This is a genomic window from Hyphomicrobium sp. LHD-15 (assembly GCF_031157355.1).
GTDB lineage: Bacteria > Pseudomonadota > Alphaproteobacteria > Rhizobiales > Hyphomicrobiaceae > Hyphomicrobium_C.
Genome location: NZ_JAVIFT010000009.1, coordinates 32,081 through 48,745, shown reverse-complemented (window position 1 = coordinate 48,745; position 16,665 = coordinate 32,081). Strand labels below are relative to the sequence as shown.

Sequence of the window (16,665 nt, the reverse complement as noted above, 5' to 3'; positions counted from 1 at the left end):
GGAAAACCAAAATTCTACGATTCACTATATCATCCGATGGCGCATCGGTTCGAATATTTGCTACATTGCGATCTTGTACGACCCAAAGATCGAAGCAATGTCGCGGGAGGCCACCAAATGCCTCTTATAGAGACCAAGCTGGACGGTGCGGTCGGCACCATCATCCTCGACAATCCTGAAAGGCGCAATGCGCTTTCGGCCGAGGTTGTCGAGGACGTGATCGGCGCACTCATGGGCTTTGCAGACAAGCACGCCCGAGTTGTCATCCTGCGCGCCCAGCCCGGCACCACGGTATGGTCCGCCGGCCACGACGTGAACGAACTTCCTGAAGGCCGTCGCGATCCGCTTGGCTGGGACGACCCGCTCCGTGCGCTCGTGAGAGCAATAGAGGAGTTTCCGGCGCCAGTAATCGCGATGATCGAAGGGGGTGTGTGGGGCGGCGCGTGCGAACTCGCGTTCGCGTGCGATCTCATCGTTGCCGCGCCGAGCGCAACGTTCGCCGTGACGCCGGCGAAGCTCGGAGTTCCCTACAATGTCACCGGGATGCTGACCTTCCTCAACGCGTGTCCGCTACGTGTCGTGAAGGAGATGGTATTCACGGCGAAGCCAATCTCCGCCGAGCGCGCCGAACGCCTCGGTGTTGTCAACCGTGTGGTCCCGGCCGAGGAGCTAGAGGCCTTCACACAAGGTCTCGCCTGGGATATCTGCCAGAACGCGCCGCTGTCGATCTCAGTCATGAAGGAGCAAATGCGGATGCTCGCGGGTGCCCATCCCATGAGCCCCCGCCGGTTCGAGCGTGTGCAGGGACTTAGACGCATCGTTTACGACAGCGAGGACTATGCCGAAGGCATTCGGGCGTTTCGCGAGAAGCGCGTCCCGAAATTCTCCGGTCATTGATGGGGAACCAAAGATCACCGCCTTGGGCGACCAAGGAAGGAGCGAGAAATGGAACACCGCAGAAGCACACGCAGCCGCGCAAGTGAGAGGGCGTCGGAAAACACCGACGAATCCACACTGAACGACGAGGGCAAACTCAAGCGCAAAGCCTTTGAAAAGGAGCTCAAGCGGCTGCACGGAGAGCTCGTGAAGCTTCAGGAGTGGGTACGGCACGAGGAGAAGAAGATCTGCATCGTTTTCGAGGGACGCGACGGCGCCGGCAAGGGCGGCACCATCAAGGCCATCACAGCGCGGGTCAGCCCTCGTGTGTTCCGTGTGGTGGCATTGCCCGCGCCGACCGAGCGCGAGAAGTCACAAATGTATATCCAGCGCTATCTGCCTCACCTGCCCGCGGGCGGAGAGGTCGTGATATTCGACCGGAGCTGGTACAATCGCGCCGGCGTCGAACGCGTCATGGGCTTCTGCACCGATGAGCAGGCCAAGCGTTTTCTCAACATCGTTCCCGACGTTGAAAAAGCGATCACGGAATCTGGGGTTATCCTGCTCAAGTACTGGCTTGAGGTTAGTCCGGACGAACAGACCAAACGGCTCGAAGACCGCATCGACGACGATCGGAAAATCTGGAAACTTTCTGGCATGGACATCAAGTCCTACACGCGGTGGAACGACTATTCGAAAGCGCGCGACGACATGTTCCTGGCGACGGATACCGCCTGGGCTCCCTGGTATGTGGCGCGCTCCGACGACAAAAGGCGGGCTCGCCTCAATATCATCGAGCATCTCCTGGGCAAGATTCCCTACAAGAGCGTTCCACGGGAAAAGGTGAAGCTCCCGAAGCGTCGCGTAACGGCAGGCGCAGGCGACCTCGTCCATCCTGTCAAACAGGTTCCCGAAGTCCATTGACGGGCCGGATCATTGTGCCGTCCGGCCTCCCTCGATGGGGATGGCGGCACCGGTGATCCGAGCGCCGGATTCAGTGCCTAAAGAATCATTTCAGGCACCCTCTGCGGGATGATCAATTCTGCCTCAGTCGCCTCGGAGATCTCTTCGATAGATATTCCGGGCGCGCGCTCGCTGAGAGTTGCGCGGCCTTCCGAAAACGCGATGACAGCAAGTTCCGTGACGACGAGATCCACGGGGCGCACAGACGTCAGCGGCAATGAGCACTGCTTGACGATCTTGGATTTGCCCTTGGCAACGTGCTGCATGGCGACCACAACGCGTTTCGCACCGGTCGCGAGATCCATTGCGCCACCCATCCCCGGGACCATCTTACCTGGGATCATCCAGTTGGCGAGCAAGCCGCGCTGGTCGACCTGTAAACCTCCGAGCACGGTCATGTCGACATGGCCGCCGCGGATGAGGCCGAACGAGATAGCGCTATCGAACGTGCATGCCCCGGGCAGCGCAGTGACCGGCCGGCCACCGGCATCCGTCAGGGTCGGATGCGCCATGCCAGCCTCCGGTATGGGACCGGTTCCGATCAAGCCGTTCTCTGACTGGAAGAAGACGTCGATGTTGGCCGGCACATAGTTGGCAACGAGCGTCGGAATGCCGATGCCGAGGTTAACGAGCATTCCAGTCCGCAGCTCGCGGGCAATGCGTCGTGCGATGAGCGTCTGTGCGTCCATTGCGGTCACTCGTTTGCGACGAGGTAGTCGACCAAGGGAGCCGGCGTCACGACGTGATCCGGGGCTATCAATCCGACCGGAACGATGTGTTCGGCGCCGGCGATCACCGTCGCAGCCGCCATCGCGACCAGCGGATTGAAGTTCCGCGCCGTCAACGCATAAGAAAGATTACCGATATAGTCGGCGAGGAAGGCGTGAACGAGGGCGAAGTCTCCCTTGAGCGGGGTTTCAAGCAGGAAGTCCTGCCCGTCCACGTCGATCTTCCGCTTGCCCTCCTCTACGACCGTACCGACGCCGGTTGGCGTAAGCACGCCGCCGAGGCCAAAGCCGCCTGCACGAATGCGCTCGATGAGCGTTCCCTGCGGAACCAACTCTACCGTGAGCACACCAGCATGCATCTGCTGCTGCGTTTCGGGGTTGAGCCCGATGTGGCTCACGATTGCGGTGCGCACGAGCTTTGCGCTGATCAGCTTTGCTATGCCGGTTCCAGGCTTCGCGGTGTCATTGGCGATGACAGTGAGCTCGTGCTTTCCCTGACGCACGATTTCGTCGACGATCCGTTCCGGCGTGCCGACGCCCATGAAGCCGCCGACCAAAAGGACGGCACCGTCCGGTATCATTGCAACGGCTTCCGCAACGGGTATAGGCTTCATCTGCGGTCCCACCGGTTACTGGCTAACTATCGGAGGACAAACCCGGCGGCTGTCTAGTCGATGATGTGATAGCCGCCATCGATGTAGAGGGTCTCTCCGGTGATCAGCTTGGCGCCGTTCATGGCGAGCACGGCCACGGCGACACCGACATCGTCGATGGAGACCAAGCTACGGCTCGGCGCTTTCGCTTGGGCCTTTTGCAGCAGCTTGTCGAACTCACTGATCCCCGAAGCAGCTCTTGTCTTGAGCGGGCCGGGAGAAATCGCGTGCACCCGAATGCTCTGCGGGCCTAGCTCCGCCGCGAGGTAGCGGGTGGCGGATTCCAACGCCGCCTTCACAGGTCCCATGATGTTGTAGTTTTCGACCACCATCTGCGATCCATAGTAGGTCATCGTGAAGAGCGTACCGCCGCTTTTCATAAGCGGCTCCGCCAGCTTTGCCATGCGGATGAAGGACCAGCAGGAAAGCTCCATAGCGAGCAGAAAACCATCTCGGGAGCAATCAACGACACGGCCGTGAAGATCGTCCTTGGGAGCGAAGGCGATGGAATGCAAGACGATGTCCAGTTTGCCCCACTTCTCCTTCACGGCGTCGAAAACGGCTTCCAGCTCTCCTGGCTTTTGGAGATCGAGCGGCATCATCATCGAGGCACGGACCTCTTTCGCCAAGGGCTCGACGAAGCGCCTGGATTTATCGTTGAGGTAAGTGACTGCGACATCAGCGCCGAAGGCGTGAAACGCCTTGGCACAGCCCCACGCGATTGATTGATCGTTCGCGATTCCGGTTACCAGCGCTTTTTTGCCTTTCAAAAGCGCCAACGTTGAGAGATCGATCATGCGCGTTTCTCCTCAAGGGCGGACGCCGTACGTTCACGCAACACGCGCAACGTATGGGTCGCGATCATAAACTCCTCGTCGGTCGGAATGACAAAGCACGGCACGCGGGCGCCCTTGCGGGAGATGCACGGCGCGTTCTTCTTGTTGGCTTGCGTAGAGACATCTAGGCCGAGCCATGAGAGGCGCCGGATCACGGCTTCACGAATGAGGGGAGCGTTCTCGCCGATCCCGGCAGTGAAGACGAAGCCGTCGATACCGCCCATTGCAGCAGCCAGCATTCCCGTGAACAGGGCAATGCGATAGGTGAAGTAATCCAGAGCCATCTGGGCTCGCGGATCCGGGCTTGCGAGCAACTCTCTGACGTCGTTGCTGATACCGGACAAACCTTTGAGACCGCAATCCTTGTAGAGAAACGTCTCGATCGCTTCCGCACTCATTCCCTTTTCGTTCAAAAGATAGAGCACCACACCCGGATCGAGCTGACCCGGGCGCGTCCCCATCGGCAGGCCGTCCATTGCCGTAAAGCCCATTGTGCTTTCGACGCTTTGCCCGTTGGAAATGGCGCACATGGAAGCGCCACTTCCAAGATGCGCAACGACGATACGGCCGCTTGCAACGTCAGGCGCGACGGCGGAGAGACGCTGAGCGATGTACTCATAAGAAAGCCCGTGGAACCCGTACCTTCGGACGCCTTCCGCATAAAGGCTTTGCGGAATGGCATAGCAATCGGCGACCTCCGGATGGCCCCGGTGAAAAGCGGTGTCGAAGCAGGCCACCTGCAGCAGATGCGGACGCCGCTGCAGCACGGCGCGGATCGGAGCGAGGTTGTTGGGTTGATGCAGCGGCGCAAGCGCGACGAACTTTTCGAGTTCTGCGAGAACACGCGATGTGACGGCTACGGGTGACGCATAGTGCGGGCCGCCATGCACGACGCGGTGTCCGACTGCGGCCGGCAATTCGCCACCTATCTGCGGCCGCAAAAATGCAATGACCTTGTCAAGGGCGGCCGGCAGATCGGCAACATCGACCGATGGCCACGTTTCATCGACGAGGATCTCGCGATTAGATGTTACCGCGACCAACCGGGGACGCGTACCGATCCCCTCGATCTGGCCTTTGAACCGCCGCACCAGACGATCGTCGGGCGCGACCGCGAAGAGCTGGAACTTGATGCTCGAGCTGCCCGCGTTGATGACAAGAATTGCCTCGGTCATGGCTCATGCCCGTATCGGTTCCCGCGCTCTGCGGCTATGGGCGAGAAGCATGGCGACGGCGCAGGACGCCATGCGCGTGCGAACGTTGTCGGCGCGCGATGTGAGGACTACGGGAACGCGGGCGCCAAGAACAATCCCGGCCGCGTCTGCTCCCGACAGAAACGTCAGATTCTTGGCCAGCATGTTTCCGGCTTCGAGGTCGGGCACCACGAGGATCTGCGCCTGTCCGGCGACGGGCGACTTGATACCCTTTATGCGCGCCGCCTCGATGCTGATCGCATTATCGAAGGCAAGAGGCCCATCCAGGAGCCCTCCCGTGATTTGGCCGCGATCCGCCATTTTACAAAGCGCAGCCGCCTCGATGGTGGACGGAATGCTCGGCGTGACCGTCTCCACGGCCGAAAGGACGGCAACTTTCGGCACGCCGAGGCCGAGCGCGGTGTAGAGGTCTATGGCGTTCTGGATGATGTCGCGCTTCGCCATCAGGTCCGGCGCAATATTCACGGCGGCATCGGTTATGAAGAGCGTCTGCGGATGCGTGGGAACGTCCATCACAAAAACGTGGCTGATGCGCCGTCCGGTGCGGAGGCCACCTTCTCGCCTCGTAACGGCGGCTAACAGCTCGTCCGAATGTAGGCTGCCCTTCATCAACAACTCCGCCCGGCCTGTCCGTACGAGGTCGACCGCCATCTCCGCGGCTGCGATGCTGTGAGGTGAGTCGACGATCTCGACGCCGCCGAGGTCGATAGCGCAGTCTTTTGCCAACTCGATGATACGTTGCCGAGGCCCAACGAGGATCGGGGCGATCATATTCTGCCGCCCCGCATCCACGGCCCCCCGTAGCGAGTTTTCATCGCATGGATGAGCGACGGCGGCTGGAAGCGGAGCCAGCCCTGCCGTCGCCGCAATGAGCCGTTCATATTTCTCGTGCCGGTGGAGTTGAGAGACAGTGGCCTTTCTCGTCATGGCGCTTGTCCTCCCGAACTCGTGAGCGCGGCCAGTCGCGCATGCTTACCACTTCAGGAACAGTCCGACTTCGCCGGGCATGCCGCCAGGGAAGCTGATGATCTCGGCGTGAAGTTTGTACCCGAGCGGCCGCAGCTCCTTGTCGAAGAATTCGAACGCCCTCTTCGCGAATCCTTCCAAGGTTTGCGGCCACTCGGGATCTGCGATGTTGATCCGTCGGCCTCCGTCGCTGCAATAACTGCAGGGAAACGTGATCACTTGAATCTGGTGCTGCCCCTGCTTTGCGGCGACGCTCACCGCGTGATTGATGCGATCGAACACCTCGGGATGAATGTCGCGCTCCATGAACGCATCCCGTAGCTCAAGTTGCTTTTGCTCTTTCTTCTTCTTGAGCTTCCGCTCCTCATCCATCTTCTGGACCTCGGCATCCGAGGAGATTTCGTTCAGATCTGTCGGACGTAGAAGTGTCGCCATCGATCGCTCTCCCATTGCTTGGGCCACGCGGGCCGTCATCTAGTGATGCTTGCTCCGCCTCGCTGATTGTAAGTTTGCTCGGGCTACAGGAGGTGGCGGCGGACGCTTAGGTCCGCTATCGTCCGCTCGTTCACGATCCGCTGCTCCGTCTTCGAAAAGGCGTTCGATCTCGGCCATTCGCGCCTTCGCCTCATCGCTGCGCAACCCCACGACTTCGATCAGGCGGCGCAACGTGGCCAGCATTTTTCGGGCGAGATCAGGATCCTTCGCGAGCATTCCAGGCATGGCTTCAACGGCGCGGCGCTGATCGAGAAGCAGGAGTAGGAATTGTTCGCGGAGGAGGCTTTTGAAATCGACCAGTGAGTAGCTTCGCCCTGCCTCCCGCCGCAACGTGCGAAGAAAGTTAAATCCGCGCTCGTCGACGACACCGTCCGGCATGCGAATGTAGATCAGAGAGCGTAAGGCTGCTTCCCGAGGGCCGCCTTCGGAGGCGCGGCGCTTGATCTCTGAAATCCGTTGCTGCACCAGTGCGGAGTGCGCGGCGGCCATGAGAGGCGGCCGGCGACGGAGATCATTGGCCGTGACACCTGTCAGGGCTTGCAGCAGCGGCGCCCCATAAACCGCGTGGAACGTCGCCTCGAGCATGAGGTCGCGCGTTTCGCGATAGGTATCGAGCGATTTCTCCACATAGTCGGCAATCCATCCTTGCGCTTCCCAGAATATATTCGAGTTGGAGACCGGCTGGCGCGCATCCCGCACAGACTTCGCGGTCCACTCCAGTGTTTTCATGAGCGGATTTGCAGCGGAGTACATGTCATATTGGAGACGCAGAGGATGGAGCCTCCGGATCGCCTGGGCCATCCCGTCGCTCGTGAAAGATTGGACCCAAGGTTCAACAAACGTCCGATAGAGTCCGATGTTGATGTCCGATATGCGTGCGACCGTCGCAAACTTTCGGTCGTCGTCGTCATCGTTTCCACCAAGCGCACGGATGTCGTCCAGCGTTCGAGCTTCGAAGCGCACGAGGTAGTCGCCACCGATCAGAGTGTCGGACGCCTCCTCGGAACCCCGCCGCGTCATCACAGCCTCGTACAGACCGGGCGGCAGAACGTCGATGAGGTCGATGTTCGTCGCGAATTCCTCATGCTCCTTTTTCGCCACGGAACCGGAGACGAAAATCCCGAGATGACCGATGGACTCGTGAATGGCGTAGACGATCGTTTGCCCGTAGGCTCGGATATCCTCCACGGACCCATACAGGTCGAGAATCCAATCGAGGGCCTGCTGCGGCGGCGTGATGTTGTCGGCCTTTGAGCAGAACACGAGGATCGGCGACGTAATATTCTTGAGGTCGATCTGCGTGCCGTCGCTCGTCATCAAGCGTCCACCGGCGAGCTTGTTTCCGATGAACAGCTCATCGGCGATAAATTGCATTTCTTCGGCGTTAAGCAGCACGTGCCCGCCCCACCATTGCTCGAATTCGAGATAGCGCGGCCCTTCTTTGTCTACGTTTCCGTACAGATTGTATTGCTTCGCCCAAAGCGTGTTGGCGGGGTTGAGGTTCTCGAAGTTCGAGACGAGCCAGGCACCGTCGAACTTGCCTTTGCCGAGATCACCGGCAAACGCAGTCAGCCAACTGCCTCCCAGCAGACCGCCCGTGTACCGCATGGGATTTGCGCCCCGTACGCCGGACCAATAGGACAGTGGCGATCCCGCAACGATGATCGGGCCGAAAAGCTCCGGCCGAAGGGCCGCGAGCAGCATGACCGCCCAGCCTGCCTGGCAATTTCCAATGACGGCGGGCTTTCCTTCGGCGGCGGGATGCAACGCAATAACTCGCTCGAGAAACGCAGCTTCAGCGTGCGCGACATCCTCGATCGTCTGACCCGGCATCGGCGTAGGCAGAAAGCCGATGAAGTAGCAGGGATGTCCGGTTTTGAAGGCGACCCCAATCTCGCTCTCGGGCTTGAATCCTCCGATCCCAGGGCCGTGACCAGCCCGAGGATCTACGACGACGAACGGGCGCTTCTTCTCATCGAGGACGATGTCTTTCGGCGGCTTTATGCGGGCGAGAACGTAATTCACCGGCCGCTTCAGCTCACGCCCATCCATTATGAGCTCGCACTCGAACTTAAGAACATGAGGCGCAATTTTTGCGGCATGCTCTTCGTAGCGAGCCGTTCGCTCCCGCATCACGTCCAGGGTGAGAATGCTGCGCTGCCAGGCATCGACCCAGTATTCGATCGCATCTTGCCCGAACCAGAATGGCGAGGAGGCCCGAGGAGACTTTACGGGTTTTGAATCGGCTTGCGTACTCATGTGCAGCCTCGTGTGGCTCCAGAGCCGAGCGGTCTCCCGGCCCTGCACTCAGACGAAAATGCCGGCACCTACTTCGCGATGCCAAGCTTCTCTACTCCGGATCGCGCTCCATTGAGCGTGGCCCGGAACTCAAAAGTCAGCGTGTCTTTATTCTCGGTGAGGCACCAGAAGGCCGACCTGCGCCTCGCCTCATAGCGGCGCAGCACTTTGAGAGATCGAACCGGCGCGTCCTGGCGTGGCCGCTGAGCGGACTGCGCAGACCTACAAGCGTCGGACTCGGCAGACGCACATTGCGTGGTACCCAACTCGGCTCAATGCCCGCCGCGCACAGCGGCAAGCCTCCGGTAAGAGCAGCACAGCCATGTATGGTTCGAGCTTCCATGGGAAACTCCTAGCCGTCATCAAGCGCGCAGAGGAGAACCTACGAGTGAGCGCGCCTGGAGCTTACAGCTACTTTTAATCCAGAGTTAATGCGCGAAACGTCGATGTTCGGAAGTTCAATAACTATGAAATGTTCAGTATCGGTACGGAGATGATGGCGTTTTTTCGCACGTGCTATTAGCCGATGCAAGGAGTATCGGCGGAGCCATCTTAGGGACTGCACGGCACGTCCTCTTTGCCGCCCATTGCCACCGATATCGGCTGACGATCGAGATCGAGCAGAACGGCACTGTTCATTCCGGGGACGGCGGTGTTGAGATCCGCTAGAATTCTCGTTGCCCTCTAGAGGAGCTGTTGGCAGCACCGTACGGTGTCCGCGTCGCTCGACAGGGAGCCGTTGTTGATTTGGGCTCGCACGGTGCCCACCACGCAAGCCGAGATCTTGCCGTCTACCGCCGGCGTGACACGTCGAACACGCTTCTGAGATTGCCCCACTGACCGGCGGCGTTCACAGCCGGACAGCCCGCCGAGATCGGCCCATAGTTCAATTCCTTCTTCCCCAAGCACAGCTTCAAACTCTGGTCTAACTATTCGTTCGATGACGGCAATCTGTTCGACGGAATCTCACTCGGCGTTGGCGTCCGTGCGTTCAGAGAAGGCAGGCAACGGATACTCGGACAGATCTCAATCTGTGAATTCGGGTGGCGGGAATGGGTCGATACCGAAGATCCAGACATTGCGTAGACAATTTCCCCGGTCACGAACCAGAACCTCGGCGCGATGACCACGAACACCAGCATCGCGCGCGGCTTCGATCGCAAAACGCAACGCCTCGCGTTCCGAGTAATACGCGTCGACGACATTGCCCATGAGCGAGATCGTCCAATCATCTTCATTGGCTGTCACGACGTACTCCCAGAGAGCACGACAATCCTCATCCCCGGTCTGCACAAACCATCCCCGGATCAATGAGCGAGAACGTGCGTCTTCTGGCGAACGGACGACGAAATCGCTGCCCCGAGCTCACCGGCACGCGCCCGTGGAACTGAGAAACTCACTCCAAAGCCATCTTCGGTACCCAGCGTAACGATGACATGTCCAGGATCCGACGACGCTTCGACCCGCCATGCGCCAAGCGGATAGGTGTATCGCAGAGAAACGTCGCGATAGCGGCGTCGCAGCGCCGTTTCGATGACGCTTGGAAGCGTCATGACCAGATTGCCGAGTTCACAGATTTTCATTCGGAGCGTGGCGTTGTTTCCCGCCGTATCCTTCAAGCCGAGCGCCACGCTTTGCCCATCATCGGCGACGCTGTATGTCGTTAAGGCTTGCACTTCGATGTCCATCTCGTATCCTCGCCGCGCTATATCTATAAAAATATAACGTAGCCGATGCAAATGCGAAAGGTCTCACGGGGTGCGCCGAGAGCTCGGAGGTGATAAATTGACATGAGTAGCATGAGACGGAGGGATGTCGGGGTGACCGGAGGGGACGCAAGCGTGAAGTGGACGTCCGAAACGCGTATCGCGGGCATCCAAGGAGATTCCAGCGAGAAAATTCAGGACCATCTAACGTTTCTTGCTAATTCCTGGCGCCTGAACGGCGCCCGCGTCGTCGGCCTCGTCGAAGAACATACCGAGGGATTGCCGAAGGCCTGCGGGGGTTCTGTTCTACGGAATCTCGTGTCAGGCACTCACCACCGCCTCTATCAGGATCTTGGCCCGTATTCGACGGCCTGCTGTCTCGACCCTGCGGGGGTGGCTGAATCGTGCGCCGCAATTCTCGATCACATCTCCGGCGCCGATCTGGTCATCCTCAGTAAATTCGGAAAACTCGAGGCCGAGGGCGGAGGTCTCATCGCCGCGTTCGTGTGTGCTGCCGAGCACGATAAACCCGTACTAACGTCGGTCGCGCCGCCCTTCACCAAAAGTTATCTCGAATTTGTCGGCCCCTTGGGCGCCATCATTCCCGCAGACTAGGCCCATCTCCAAGCTTGGTGTCGAGCTGTGATGGGGGCTCGACACGCCGCGATGTCCGATGCGGCAAGTCTCAGTTAAGCCGGTTTCAGCCGCGCAACTACTGGTCTTTGCGACAACCTGAGCAGTGCATCTGGGCAGCACACGACCCGTCGTCGGCGATATGGGAACAGCACATGCGCCCCGCAGCTTAACCGGGGCTCGCCTGCCAAGGCGCCCGCAAAAAGCAAGAGCGAGTGTGCGCACCTAGGTCACGTCGAGAACAATCCGATAGCGCGCCTTGCCGTCGAGCAGATGCTGGATCGCATCATTGACGTTCGCGATGGGAAAATGCTCGGTTTGCGGAACGATATTGTGACGCGCGCAGAACTCCAGCATCAGCTGTGACGTGACCGGCGCGCCGTTCGGCGATCCAGAAATGCTGTTCTGCCCGGTGATGATCGGAAATGCAGCGACCGGAATTGGCTCGAGAACAGCGCCGACAACATGCAAACGCCCCTTCGGCCTCAACGTCGCAAGCATCGCCGGCCAATTGAGCGGAACATTGACCGTCACCAACAGCAGATCGAGCGTGCCGGCAATGCGTTTCAGATCAGAATCGTTGCGGGTGTTGACGACGTTGTCGGCGCCGAACGACCGGGCTTCGTCCGCCTTGGCATCCGTTGATGTAAAGGCGGTAACCTCGCATCCCCAGGCATGTGCAAACTTAAGCGCCATATGGCCGAGCCCGCCGATTCCGACCACGCCGACACGGTCGGTAGGCTTGACGCCGAAAGCACGAAATGGCGTGAAGACGGTGACGCCTCCGCATAGGAGTGGCCCAGCCTCCTGCGCATCAAATCCATCGGGAATTGGAATCGCCCAAGGCCACTGAGCCCGCACCGTTTCCGCAAACCCGCCATGTCGCCCCACAATCGTGCCGGTATGGGTTGCACAGAGGTTTTGATCGCCGTTGAGGCACGGTTGACAGTGCATGCAGCTCGAAGCCGCCCAGCCCACTCCGACGCGCTGCCCGATCTTGAGCCCTTTCGCATTCGAACCGAGCGCAGTAACCCGCCCGATGACCTCGTGCCCTGGAACCAGCGGGTACGCCGTCATTCCCCATTCGTTGTGCATCATGGAGACATCGGAATGACAGATCCCGCACGTTTCTACGGCGATCTCGACATCATCTGGCTCAAGCGGACCCGGATCATACTCGAACGGCTCTAGCGGCTTGTCGGCGGCACTTGTAGCCCAGGCCTTGATCATTCAAATCAGCTCCCGTTCCTGTGCGAAAGACGCGCACCAAAAGCAAGCTTGGCGCACCACAAATAAGCGCGGCAGGCGGTCGCCTTTGACGTCTCTCTTGGCCGCCGTATTCATTTCAATATAACAATCGCCGAGCCGCAGTCGAGAAGGACTTTCCCATGGCAGCCTGCCAGCGCGTCGCCTATGCCGCAATTTCGTTGTTGCTTGTTGCGCTGTTCGCAACCCCGGCAGCCGCGCAGAGATCCTTCGTCGATGACGCCGGGCGGACGGTCGTCCTTCCTCACACGATAAACCGGGTAATGGCAGCAGGCCCGCCCGCGTCTGTCCTTCTCTATGCTCTTGCTCCCGACAAAATGGTGGGATGGGTAAGCGCCCCGAGCGAGGATCAGAAAGCATTCATTGCCGAGCCGTACCGTGACCTGCCGGCACATGGCCGAGTGACGGGCCGCGGCGGGACTGCCAATGTCGAGGCCATTCTTTCCGCAAAGCCCGACGTCATTGTCGATGTCGGCACCGTTAGCGAGAGCTACGCCTCCCTTGCCGATCGCGTTCAGCAACAGACGGGTATCCCCTACGTCCTGCTCAACGGGCGTTTCAAGCAGAACTCAGAAACGCTGAGACGGGCCGGCGAGTTATTGGACGTGGGCGAACGGGCCGAGAAATTGGCGCGCTACGCAGATGGCACCCTCGCTCGAACAGCCTCCTTCATGGCGACCATTCCAGACGAGCAGAAACCAAAGGTCTACTACGGTCGCGGACCCAATGGATTGGAGACTGGCCTCGCGGGCTCAATCAACATGGAAGTCTTGGAGGCCGTCGGTGCAAAGAACGTGGCGCAATCGGCTGGCGCAGGCGGGCTTGCCAACGTCTCGGTGGAGCAAGTGCTGTCGTGGAATCCCGATGTCATCCTCACACTCGATACGGCCTTTTTCAGCAATGTGAAAACCGACCCGCTTTGGAGCGGGATTTCCGCGGTCAAGGCCGGTCGCATTTTCCGCGCGCCTGTTCTGCCGTTCGGATGGTTCGATGCTCCACCGGGCATAAATCGCGTCATCGGCGTGTCGTGGCTCGCAACCGTTCTCTACCCCGGCAGGACAGATATCGATCTCAAGCAGGAGACCCGTGATTTTTATCGTCTCTTCTACCAGGTCAATTTAACCGACGATCAGGTGGCCACCCTTCTTTCTGACCTGCGAGACGACAAATGAAAGCTGGGCCACCTGCCACGCAACATGGGGATCTGCCTCGATCGGGAAACGCGCTTCTCCGCTATTGGCCTATCCTCGCTGCTGTTCTGCTGGCTGCCGTTCTGCTTTGGGCTTTGGGCACCGGCAAGTACAGGGTCTCTCCCGAAGACATCATTCGGATCTTGGCTGCGGGCATAAGCGGGAGCGATAGCGGCGCCGGCTCGACCGCCGAGACGGTGATCTGGAACATTCGCCTTCCGCGCGTCATCACTGGCTTTCTCGTGGGTGCCGCGCTTGCTGCTGCCGGTGCGGTTTATCAAGGGTTGTTCCGCAATCCGCTCGTATCGCCCGACATTCTCGGTGTGTCTGCCGGCGCCAGCCTCGGCGCGGTGCTCGGCATCTTTCTCTCGAGCTCGATTTTGATCATCCAGGGCCTTGCCTTTGCCGGCGGCGTGATCGCGGTCTCGGTCGTCTATGGGATTGGTTCCGCGGCACGCGACCGCGATCCCACCCTTGTTCTCGTGCTCGCCGGCGTCGCGATTGCAGCATTGCTTGGCGCCTGCATTTCGCTGCTCAAGGTGCTCGCCGACCCCTACAATCAACTGCCTGCGATCACCTTCTGGCTGCTCGGCTCGTTGGCCAGCGTGACCCGCAGCGACATGCTCTCGATCGTCCCGGCGACCGCAATTGGGCTGATCCCCTTGGTGCTGCTGCGCTGGAGAATGAACCTGATGACCCTCGGCGATGAGGAAGCACGCGCGCTCGGCGTCGAAACCGCAAAATTGCGGCTTGTCTTTATTGCCGCCGCCACCTTGATGACGGCCGCGGCCGTCTCGATCTCAGGAATTATTGGCTGGATCGGGTTGCTCGTGCCTCACGTCGCTCGCATGCTCGTCGGCCCGGATTTTTCGCGACTGCTGCCGACTGCGTTGCTTCTCGGCGGGGGGTATTTGGTGGCAGTGGACACTCTCGCACGATCCATTGCCGACATTGAGGTCCCGCTTGGCATCCTCACGGCGGCCCTTGGAGCCCCCTTCTTTCTGTGGCTGCTCATGACGGCGCGTTTCTCATGGCGGTGATACTCGAAGCGGTCGGCCTTGACGTCGGCTACGGCAACACGTCCATTGCGACCGACATCGGCCTTTCGGTGTCGGCCGGAGAAGTCGTGTGCTTGCTCGGTCCGAACGGCTGCGGAAAGACCACCCTGTTCAAAACCCTGCTCGGTCTTCTTCCTCCGCTGAGAGGGCGTCTCGAGCTCGGCGGGAGCACCTACGCATCGTATTCCCGCGCGGCGTTCGCCCGTCGCGTCGGCTATGTGCCTCAGGCTCAGGCGCCGACGTTCGCGTTCCGGGTTATCGATATCGTGTTAATGGGGCGTGCGAGCCAGATCGACCTATTCAGGACACCATCAACCAACGATCTTGCCGCGGCCAATGCGGCGCTCGATGCACTCGGAATATCCCATCTTGCTCGCCGCCATTTCTCGGAGATTTCCGGAGGCGAACGTCAGATGGCGTTGATTGCACGCGCTCTCGCCCAGGGGCCACAGCTCTTGGTCATGGACGAACCCACCTCCGCGCTCGATTTCGGCAACGAAGTGCGCGTTCTGGAAACCATCCAATCCCTGTCCGCTTCGGGCTTGGCAATCGTGCTCTCAACCCACAATCCCAGCCACGCTCTCGCCTGCGCTGACCGGGTTGCGCTGATGAAGGCGGGGAGTATCATCGCATTCGGCACGCCGGAAGAAATTGTGACTTCGAGATCGCTGCACGATCTCTATGGTGTCGACGTAAGTGTCACCTATATGGAACAGGAAAAGCGACACATCTGCATCCCCTCGCTGAAGGTGAAGGAGAAATCAAAATGAAGCTCAGCGCCCGCAACATCATAAAGGGAAAAGTCGTCGAGGTGACGAAGGGGGCCACGACAGCTCACGTCAAAATCGACATCGGCGGATCGGTTGTCACGGCGTCCATTACCAACGCCGCGACCGACGAACTCAAGCTTGAGGTGGGAAAGACTGCGTATGCGGTTATCAAAGCCTCGGACGTCATGATTGCCGTCGATTGACATGGTGCGTAAGAATGAAATCAGGGCGGGTGAGTTGGCAATCGCGCCCCCGCCCGCAACGGATGCGAGCCTTGTTTTCATAGGCTCGATCCACACGCCATGGACGTCCCGTCTCGACACGCCGCGGCAGGGACGGATTGATGGCCCAATCTGTAAAATAAAAATCTTCGAGCCATGGCAGCGAGCCCTGGACGGAATTGATCAGTACGAGAGGTTGGAAGTCCTCTATTGGCTGCACCAGTCGCGGCGTGACTTGGTCCTCCAATGCCCCGCTCACGACGGCGTCGCACGTGGCACATTTTCTCTGCGCTCGCCGGTTCGGCCCAATCCAATCGGAACCTCAATCGTCGCCCTCGTCGGCATCGAGGAGGCAACGCTGCTTGTCCGTGGCTTGGATTGCTTGGACGGAACGCCACTCGTAGACATAAAACCCGATCGTTGTGCCTTCACGCCGTTGGCACCACCGCAGCCTGGCGACTTCGAGACGGGCTGACGACGAAACGCTTCACACGACGCGAGTCGAATACTCGATCCGCTAGCCGCGGCGAAACTATCTGTTGCCGGATCGTCTGCCGACAAATGCTTTAGCACCGCTTTGCGATTGGCACCGCCAATGGTTTCATTCGAATTATTCTATTGAACACGCGCTATAGTCATGCAGATATAGCGTGCAAACCATACGGGGGTCGTATGGCAAGTGCGTTCGGGGGGAGTAATGTTGCGGTCTGCATCAACCGCAGCAGAAGGTGCTGTTTGCATATTTCCAGCTGCGTTTAAAATTCGAACGACTGATCGCAAAGCGACTGATCG

At 59.6% G+C, this 16,665-nt stretch carries 18 protein-coding genes; 8 read left to right on the top strand and 10 right to left on the bottom strand.

The window, feature by feature from the left end:
• Window positions 1-117 precede the first annotated feature (117 nt).
• Both scpB and ppk2 read left to right on the top strand, forming a co-directional pair.
• Window positions 118-897 carry a methylmalonyl-CoA decarboxylase gene (scpB, locus tag RCO24_RS19160; protein WP_308964292.1) on the top strand — a complete coding sequence of 260 codons (780 nt, stop codon included), beginning with the start codon at window positions 118-120 and terminating at the stop codon, window positions 895-897.
• Between the two features lie 48 nt (window positions 898-945).
• Window positions 946-1,800 (top strand): polyphosphate kinase 2, encoded by an 855-nt coding sequence (ppk2, locus tag RCO24_RS19155; RefSeq protein ID WP_308964291.1) that lies wholly within the window; start codon window positions 946-948, stop codon window positions 1,798-1,800.
• A gap of 77 nt (window positions 1,801-1,877) precedes the next feature.
• Here ppk2 and RCO24_RS19150 read toward each other — a convergent pair whose 3' ends face one another.
• The 9 genes from RCO24_RS19150 to RCO24_RS19110 form a co-directional block, all read right to left on the bottom strand.
• Window positions 1,878-2,528 carry a 3-oxoacid CoA-transferase subunit B gene (locus RCO24_RS19150; RefSeq protein ID WP_308964290.1) on the bottom strand — a complete coding sequence of 217 codons (651 nt, stop codon included), beginning with the start codon at window positions 2,526-2,528 and terminating at the stop codon, window positions 1,878-1,880.
• Window positions 2,529-2,533: 5 nt separating this feature from the next.
• Window positions 2,534-3,181, bottom strand: a complete 648-nt coding sequence (locus RCO24_RS19145) for a 3-oxoacid CoA-transferase subunit A (protein WP_308964289.1) — start codon at window positions 3,179-3,181, stop codon at window positions 2,534-2,536.
• Window positions 3,182-3,234: 53 nt separating this feature from the next.
• Entirely contained in the window at window positions 3,235-4,017 is a 783-nt protein-coding gene (fabI, locus tag RCO24_RS19140; protein ID WP_308964288.1) for an enoyl-ACP reductase FabI, read from the bottom strand.
• Complete coding sequence (locus RCO24_RS19135; RefSeq protein ID WP_308964287.1) at window positions 4,014-5,231, bottom strand: acetate/propionate family kinase; 1,218 nt, start codon at window positions 5,229-5,231, stop codon at window positions 4,014-4,016. The genes fabI and RCO24_RS19135 overlap by 4 nt, the downstream gene beginning before the upstream one ends.
• A 3-nt stretch (window positions 5,232-5,234) precedes the next feature.
• Window positions 5,235-6,197: a phosphate acetyltransferase gene (locus RCO24_RS19130; RefSeq protein ID WP_308964286.1), complete on the bottom strand. Its 963-nt coding sequence runs from the start codon at window positions 6,195-6,197 to the stop codon at window positions 5,235-5,237.
• Between the two features lie 45 nt (window positions 6,198-6,242).
• Window positions 6,243-6,671, bottom strand: coding sequence for a hypothetical protein (locus tag RCO24_RS19125; protein WP_308964285.1), 429 nt, complete (start codon window positions 6,669-6,671; stop codon window positions 6,243-6,245).
• Window positions 6,672-6,710: 39 nt separating this feature from the next.
• A complete protein-coding gene (locus RCO24_RS19120; RefSeq protein WP_308964284.1) occupies window positions 6,711-8,990 on the bottom strand; it encodes a DUF3141 domain-containing protein in 2,280 nt (759 codons plus the stop codon).
• 1,065 nt (window positions 8,991-10,055) lie between these two features.
• Window positions 10,056-10,277, bottom strand: a complete 222-nt coding sequence (locus RCO24_RS19115; protein WP_308964283.1) for a hypothetical protein — start codon at window positions 10,275-10,277, stop codon at window positions 10,056-10,058.
• 59 nt (window positions 10,278-10,336) lie between these two features.
• On the bottom strand, window positions 10,337-10,717 hold the full coding sequence (locus RCO24_RS19110; RefSeq protein ID WP_308964282.1) for a hypothetical protein: 381 nt from the start codon (window positions 10,715-10,717) through the stop codon (window positions 10,337-10,339).
• Window positions 10,718-10,849: 132 nt separating this feature from the next.
• Between RCO24_RS19110 and RCO24_RS19105 the strand changes: the two genes are divergently transcribed.
• Window positions 10,850-11,350: a DUF2478 domain-containing protein gene (locus RCO24_RS19105; RefSeq protein ID WP_308964281.1), complete on the top strand. Its 501-nt coding sequence runs from the start codon at window positions 10,850-10,852 to the stop codon at window positions 11,348-11,350.
• Window positions 11,351-11,593: 243 nt separating this feature from the next.
• Here RCO24_RS19105 and RCO24_RS19100 read toward each other — a convergent pair whose 3' ends face one another.
• Entirely contained in the window at window positions 11,594-12,598 is a 1,005-nt protein-coding gene (locus RCO24_RS19100; protein ID WP_308964280.1) for an NAD(P)-dependent alcohol dehydrogenase, read from the bottom strand.
• A 158-nt stretch (window positions 12,599-12,756) separates the two neighbouring features.
• Here RCO24_RS19100 and RCO24_RS19095 point away from each other — a divergent pair, with 158 nt between their 5' ends.
• The 5 genes from RCO24_RS19095 to tsaA are packed head-to-tail and all read left to right on the top strand — an operon-like array spanning window position 12,757 to window position 16,348.
• Window positions 12,757-13,806, top strand: coding sequence for an iron ABC transporter substrate-binding protein (locus RCO24_RS19095; RefSeq protein ID WP_308964279.1), 1,050 nt, complete (start codon window positions 12,757-12,759; stop codon window positions 13,804-13,806).
• Window positions 13,803-14,864, top strand: a complete 1,062-nt coding sequence (locus RCO24_RS19090) for an iron ABC transporter permease (protein ID WP_308964278.1) — start codon at window positions 13,803-13,805, stop codon at window positions 14,862-14,864. The genes RCO24_RS19095 and RCO24_RS19090 overlap by 4 nt, the downstream gene beginning before the upstream one ends.
• The gene (locus RCO24_RS19085) at window positions 14,861-15,652 is read left to right on the top strand and encodes an ABC transporter ATP-binding protein (RefSeq protein WP_308964307.1); all 792 of its coding nucleotides are present in this window, start codon (window positions 14,861-14,863) and stop codon (window positions 15,650-15,652) included. The genes RCO24_RS19090 and RCO24_RS19085 overlap by 4 nt, the downstream gene beginning before the upstream one ends.
• Entirely contained in the window at window positions 15,649-15,855 is a 207-nt protein-coding gene (locus RCO24_RS19080) for a TOBE domain-containing protein (protein ID WP_308964277.1), read from the top strand. Before RCO24_RS19085 ends, RCO24_RS19080 begins: the two co-directional genes overlap by 4 nt.
• A gap of 1 nt (window position 15,856) precedes the next feature.
• Complete coding sequence (gene tsaA / locus RCO24_RS19075) at window positions 15,857-16,348, top strand: tRNA (N6-threonylcarbamoyladenosine(37)-N6)-methyltransferase TrmO (RefSeq protein WP_308964306.1); 492 nt, start codon at window positions 15,857-15,859, stop codon at window positions 16,346-16,348.
• Window positions 16,349-16,665: the final 317 nt, after the last annotated feature.

What these genes read in the sequence shown, in the direction of transcription:
- scpB (WP_308964292.1), top strand. Translation starts at nt 118, where the DNA reads ATGCCTCTTATAGAGACCAAGCTGGACGGTGCGGTCGGCACCATCATC.
- RCO24_RS19095 (WP_308964279.1), top strand. Translation starts at nt 12,757, where the DNA reads ATGGCAGCCTGCCAGCGCGTCGCCTATGCCGCAATTTCGTTGTTGCTT.
- RCO24_RS19125 (WP_308964285.1), bottom strand. Translation starts at nt 6,671, where the DNA reads ATGGCGACACTTCTACGTCCGACAGATCTGAACGAAATCTCCTCGGAT.
- RCO24_RS19090 (WP_308964278.1), top strand. Translation starts at nt 13,803, where the DNA reads ATGAAAGCTGGGCCACCTGCCACGCAACATGGGGATCTGCCTCGATCG.
- RCO24_RS19080 (WP_308964277.1), top strand. Translation starts at nt 15,649, where the DNA reads ATGAAGCTCAGCGCCCGCAACATCATAAAGGGAAAAGTCGTCGAGGTG.
- RCO24_RS19110 (WP_308964282.1), bottom strand. Translation starts at nt 10,717, where the DNA reads ATGGACATCGAAGTGCAAGCCTTAACGACATACAGCGTCGCCGATGAT.
- ppk2 (WP_308964291.1), top strand. Translation starts at nt 946, where the DNA reads ATGGAACACCGCAGAAGCACACGCAGCCGCGCAAGTGAGAGGGCGTCG.
- RCO24_RS19100 (WP_308964280.1), bottom strand. Translation starts at nt 12,598, where the DNA reads ATGATCAAGGCCTGGGCTACAAGTGCCGCCGACAAGCCGCTAGAGCCG.
- RCO24_RS19135 (WP_308964287.1), bottom strand. Translation starts at nt 5,231, where the DNA reads ATGACCGAGGCAATTCTTGTCATCAACGCGGGCAGCTCGAGCATCAAG.
- RCO24_RS19145 (WP_308964289.1), bottom strand. Translation starts at nt 3,181, where the DNA reads ATGAAGCCTATACCCGTTGCGGAAGCCGTTGCAATGATACCGGACGGT.
- RCO24_RS19150 (WP_308964290.1), bottom strand. Translation starts at nt 2,528, where the DNA reads ATGGACGCACAGACGCTCATCGCACGACGCATTGCCCGCGAGCTGCGG.
- RCO24_RS19130 (WP_308964286.1), bottom strand. Translation starts at nt 6,197, where the DNA reads ATGACGAGAAAGGCCACTGTCTCTCAACTCCACCGGCACGAGAAATAT.
- fabI (WP_308964288.1), bottom strand. Translation starts at nt 4,017, where the DNA reads ATGATCGATCTCTCAACGTTGGCGCTTTTGAAAGGCAAAAAAGCGCTG.
- RCO24_RS19120 (WP_308964284.1), bottom strand. Translation starts at nt 8,990, where the DNA reads ATGAGTACGCAAGCCGATTCAAAACCCGTAAAGTCTCCTCGGGCCTCC.
- tsaA (WP_308964306.1), top strand. Translation starts at nt 15,857, where the DNA reads ATGGTGCGTAAGAATGAAATCAGGGCGGGTGAGTTGGCAATCGCGCCC.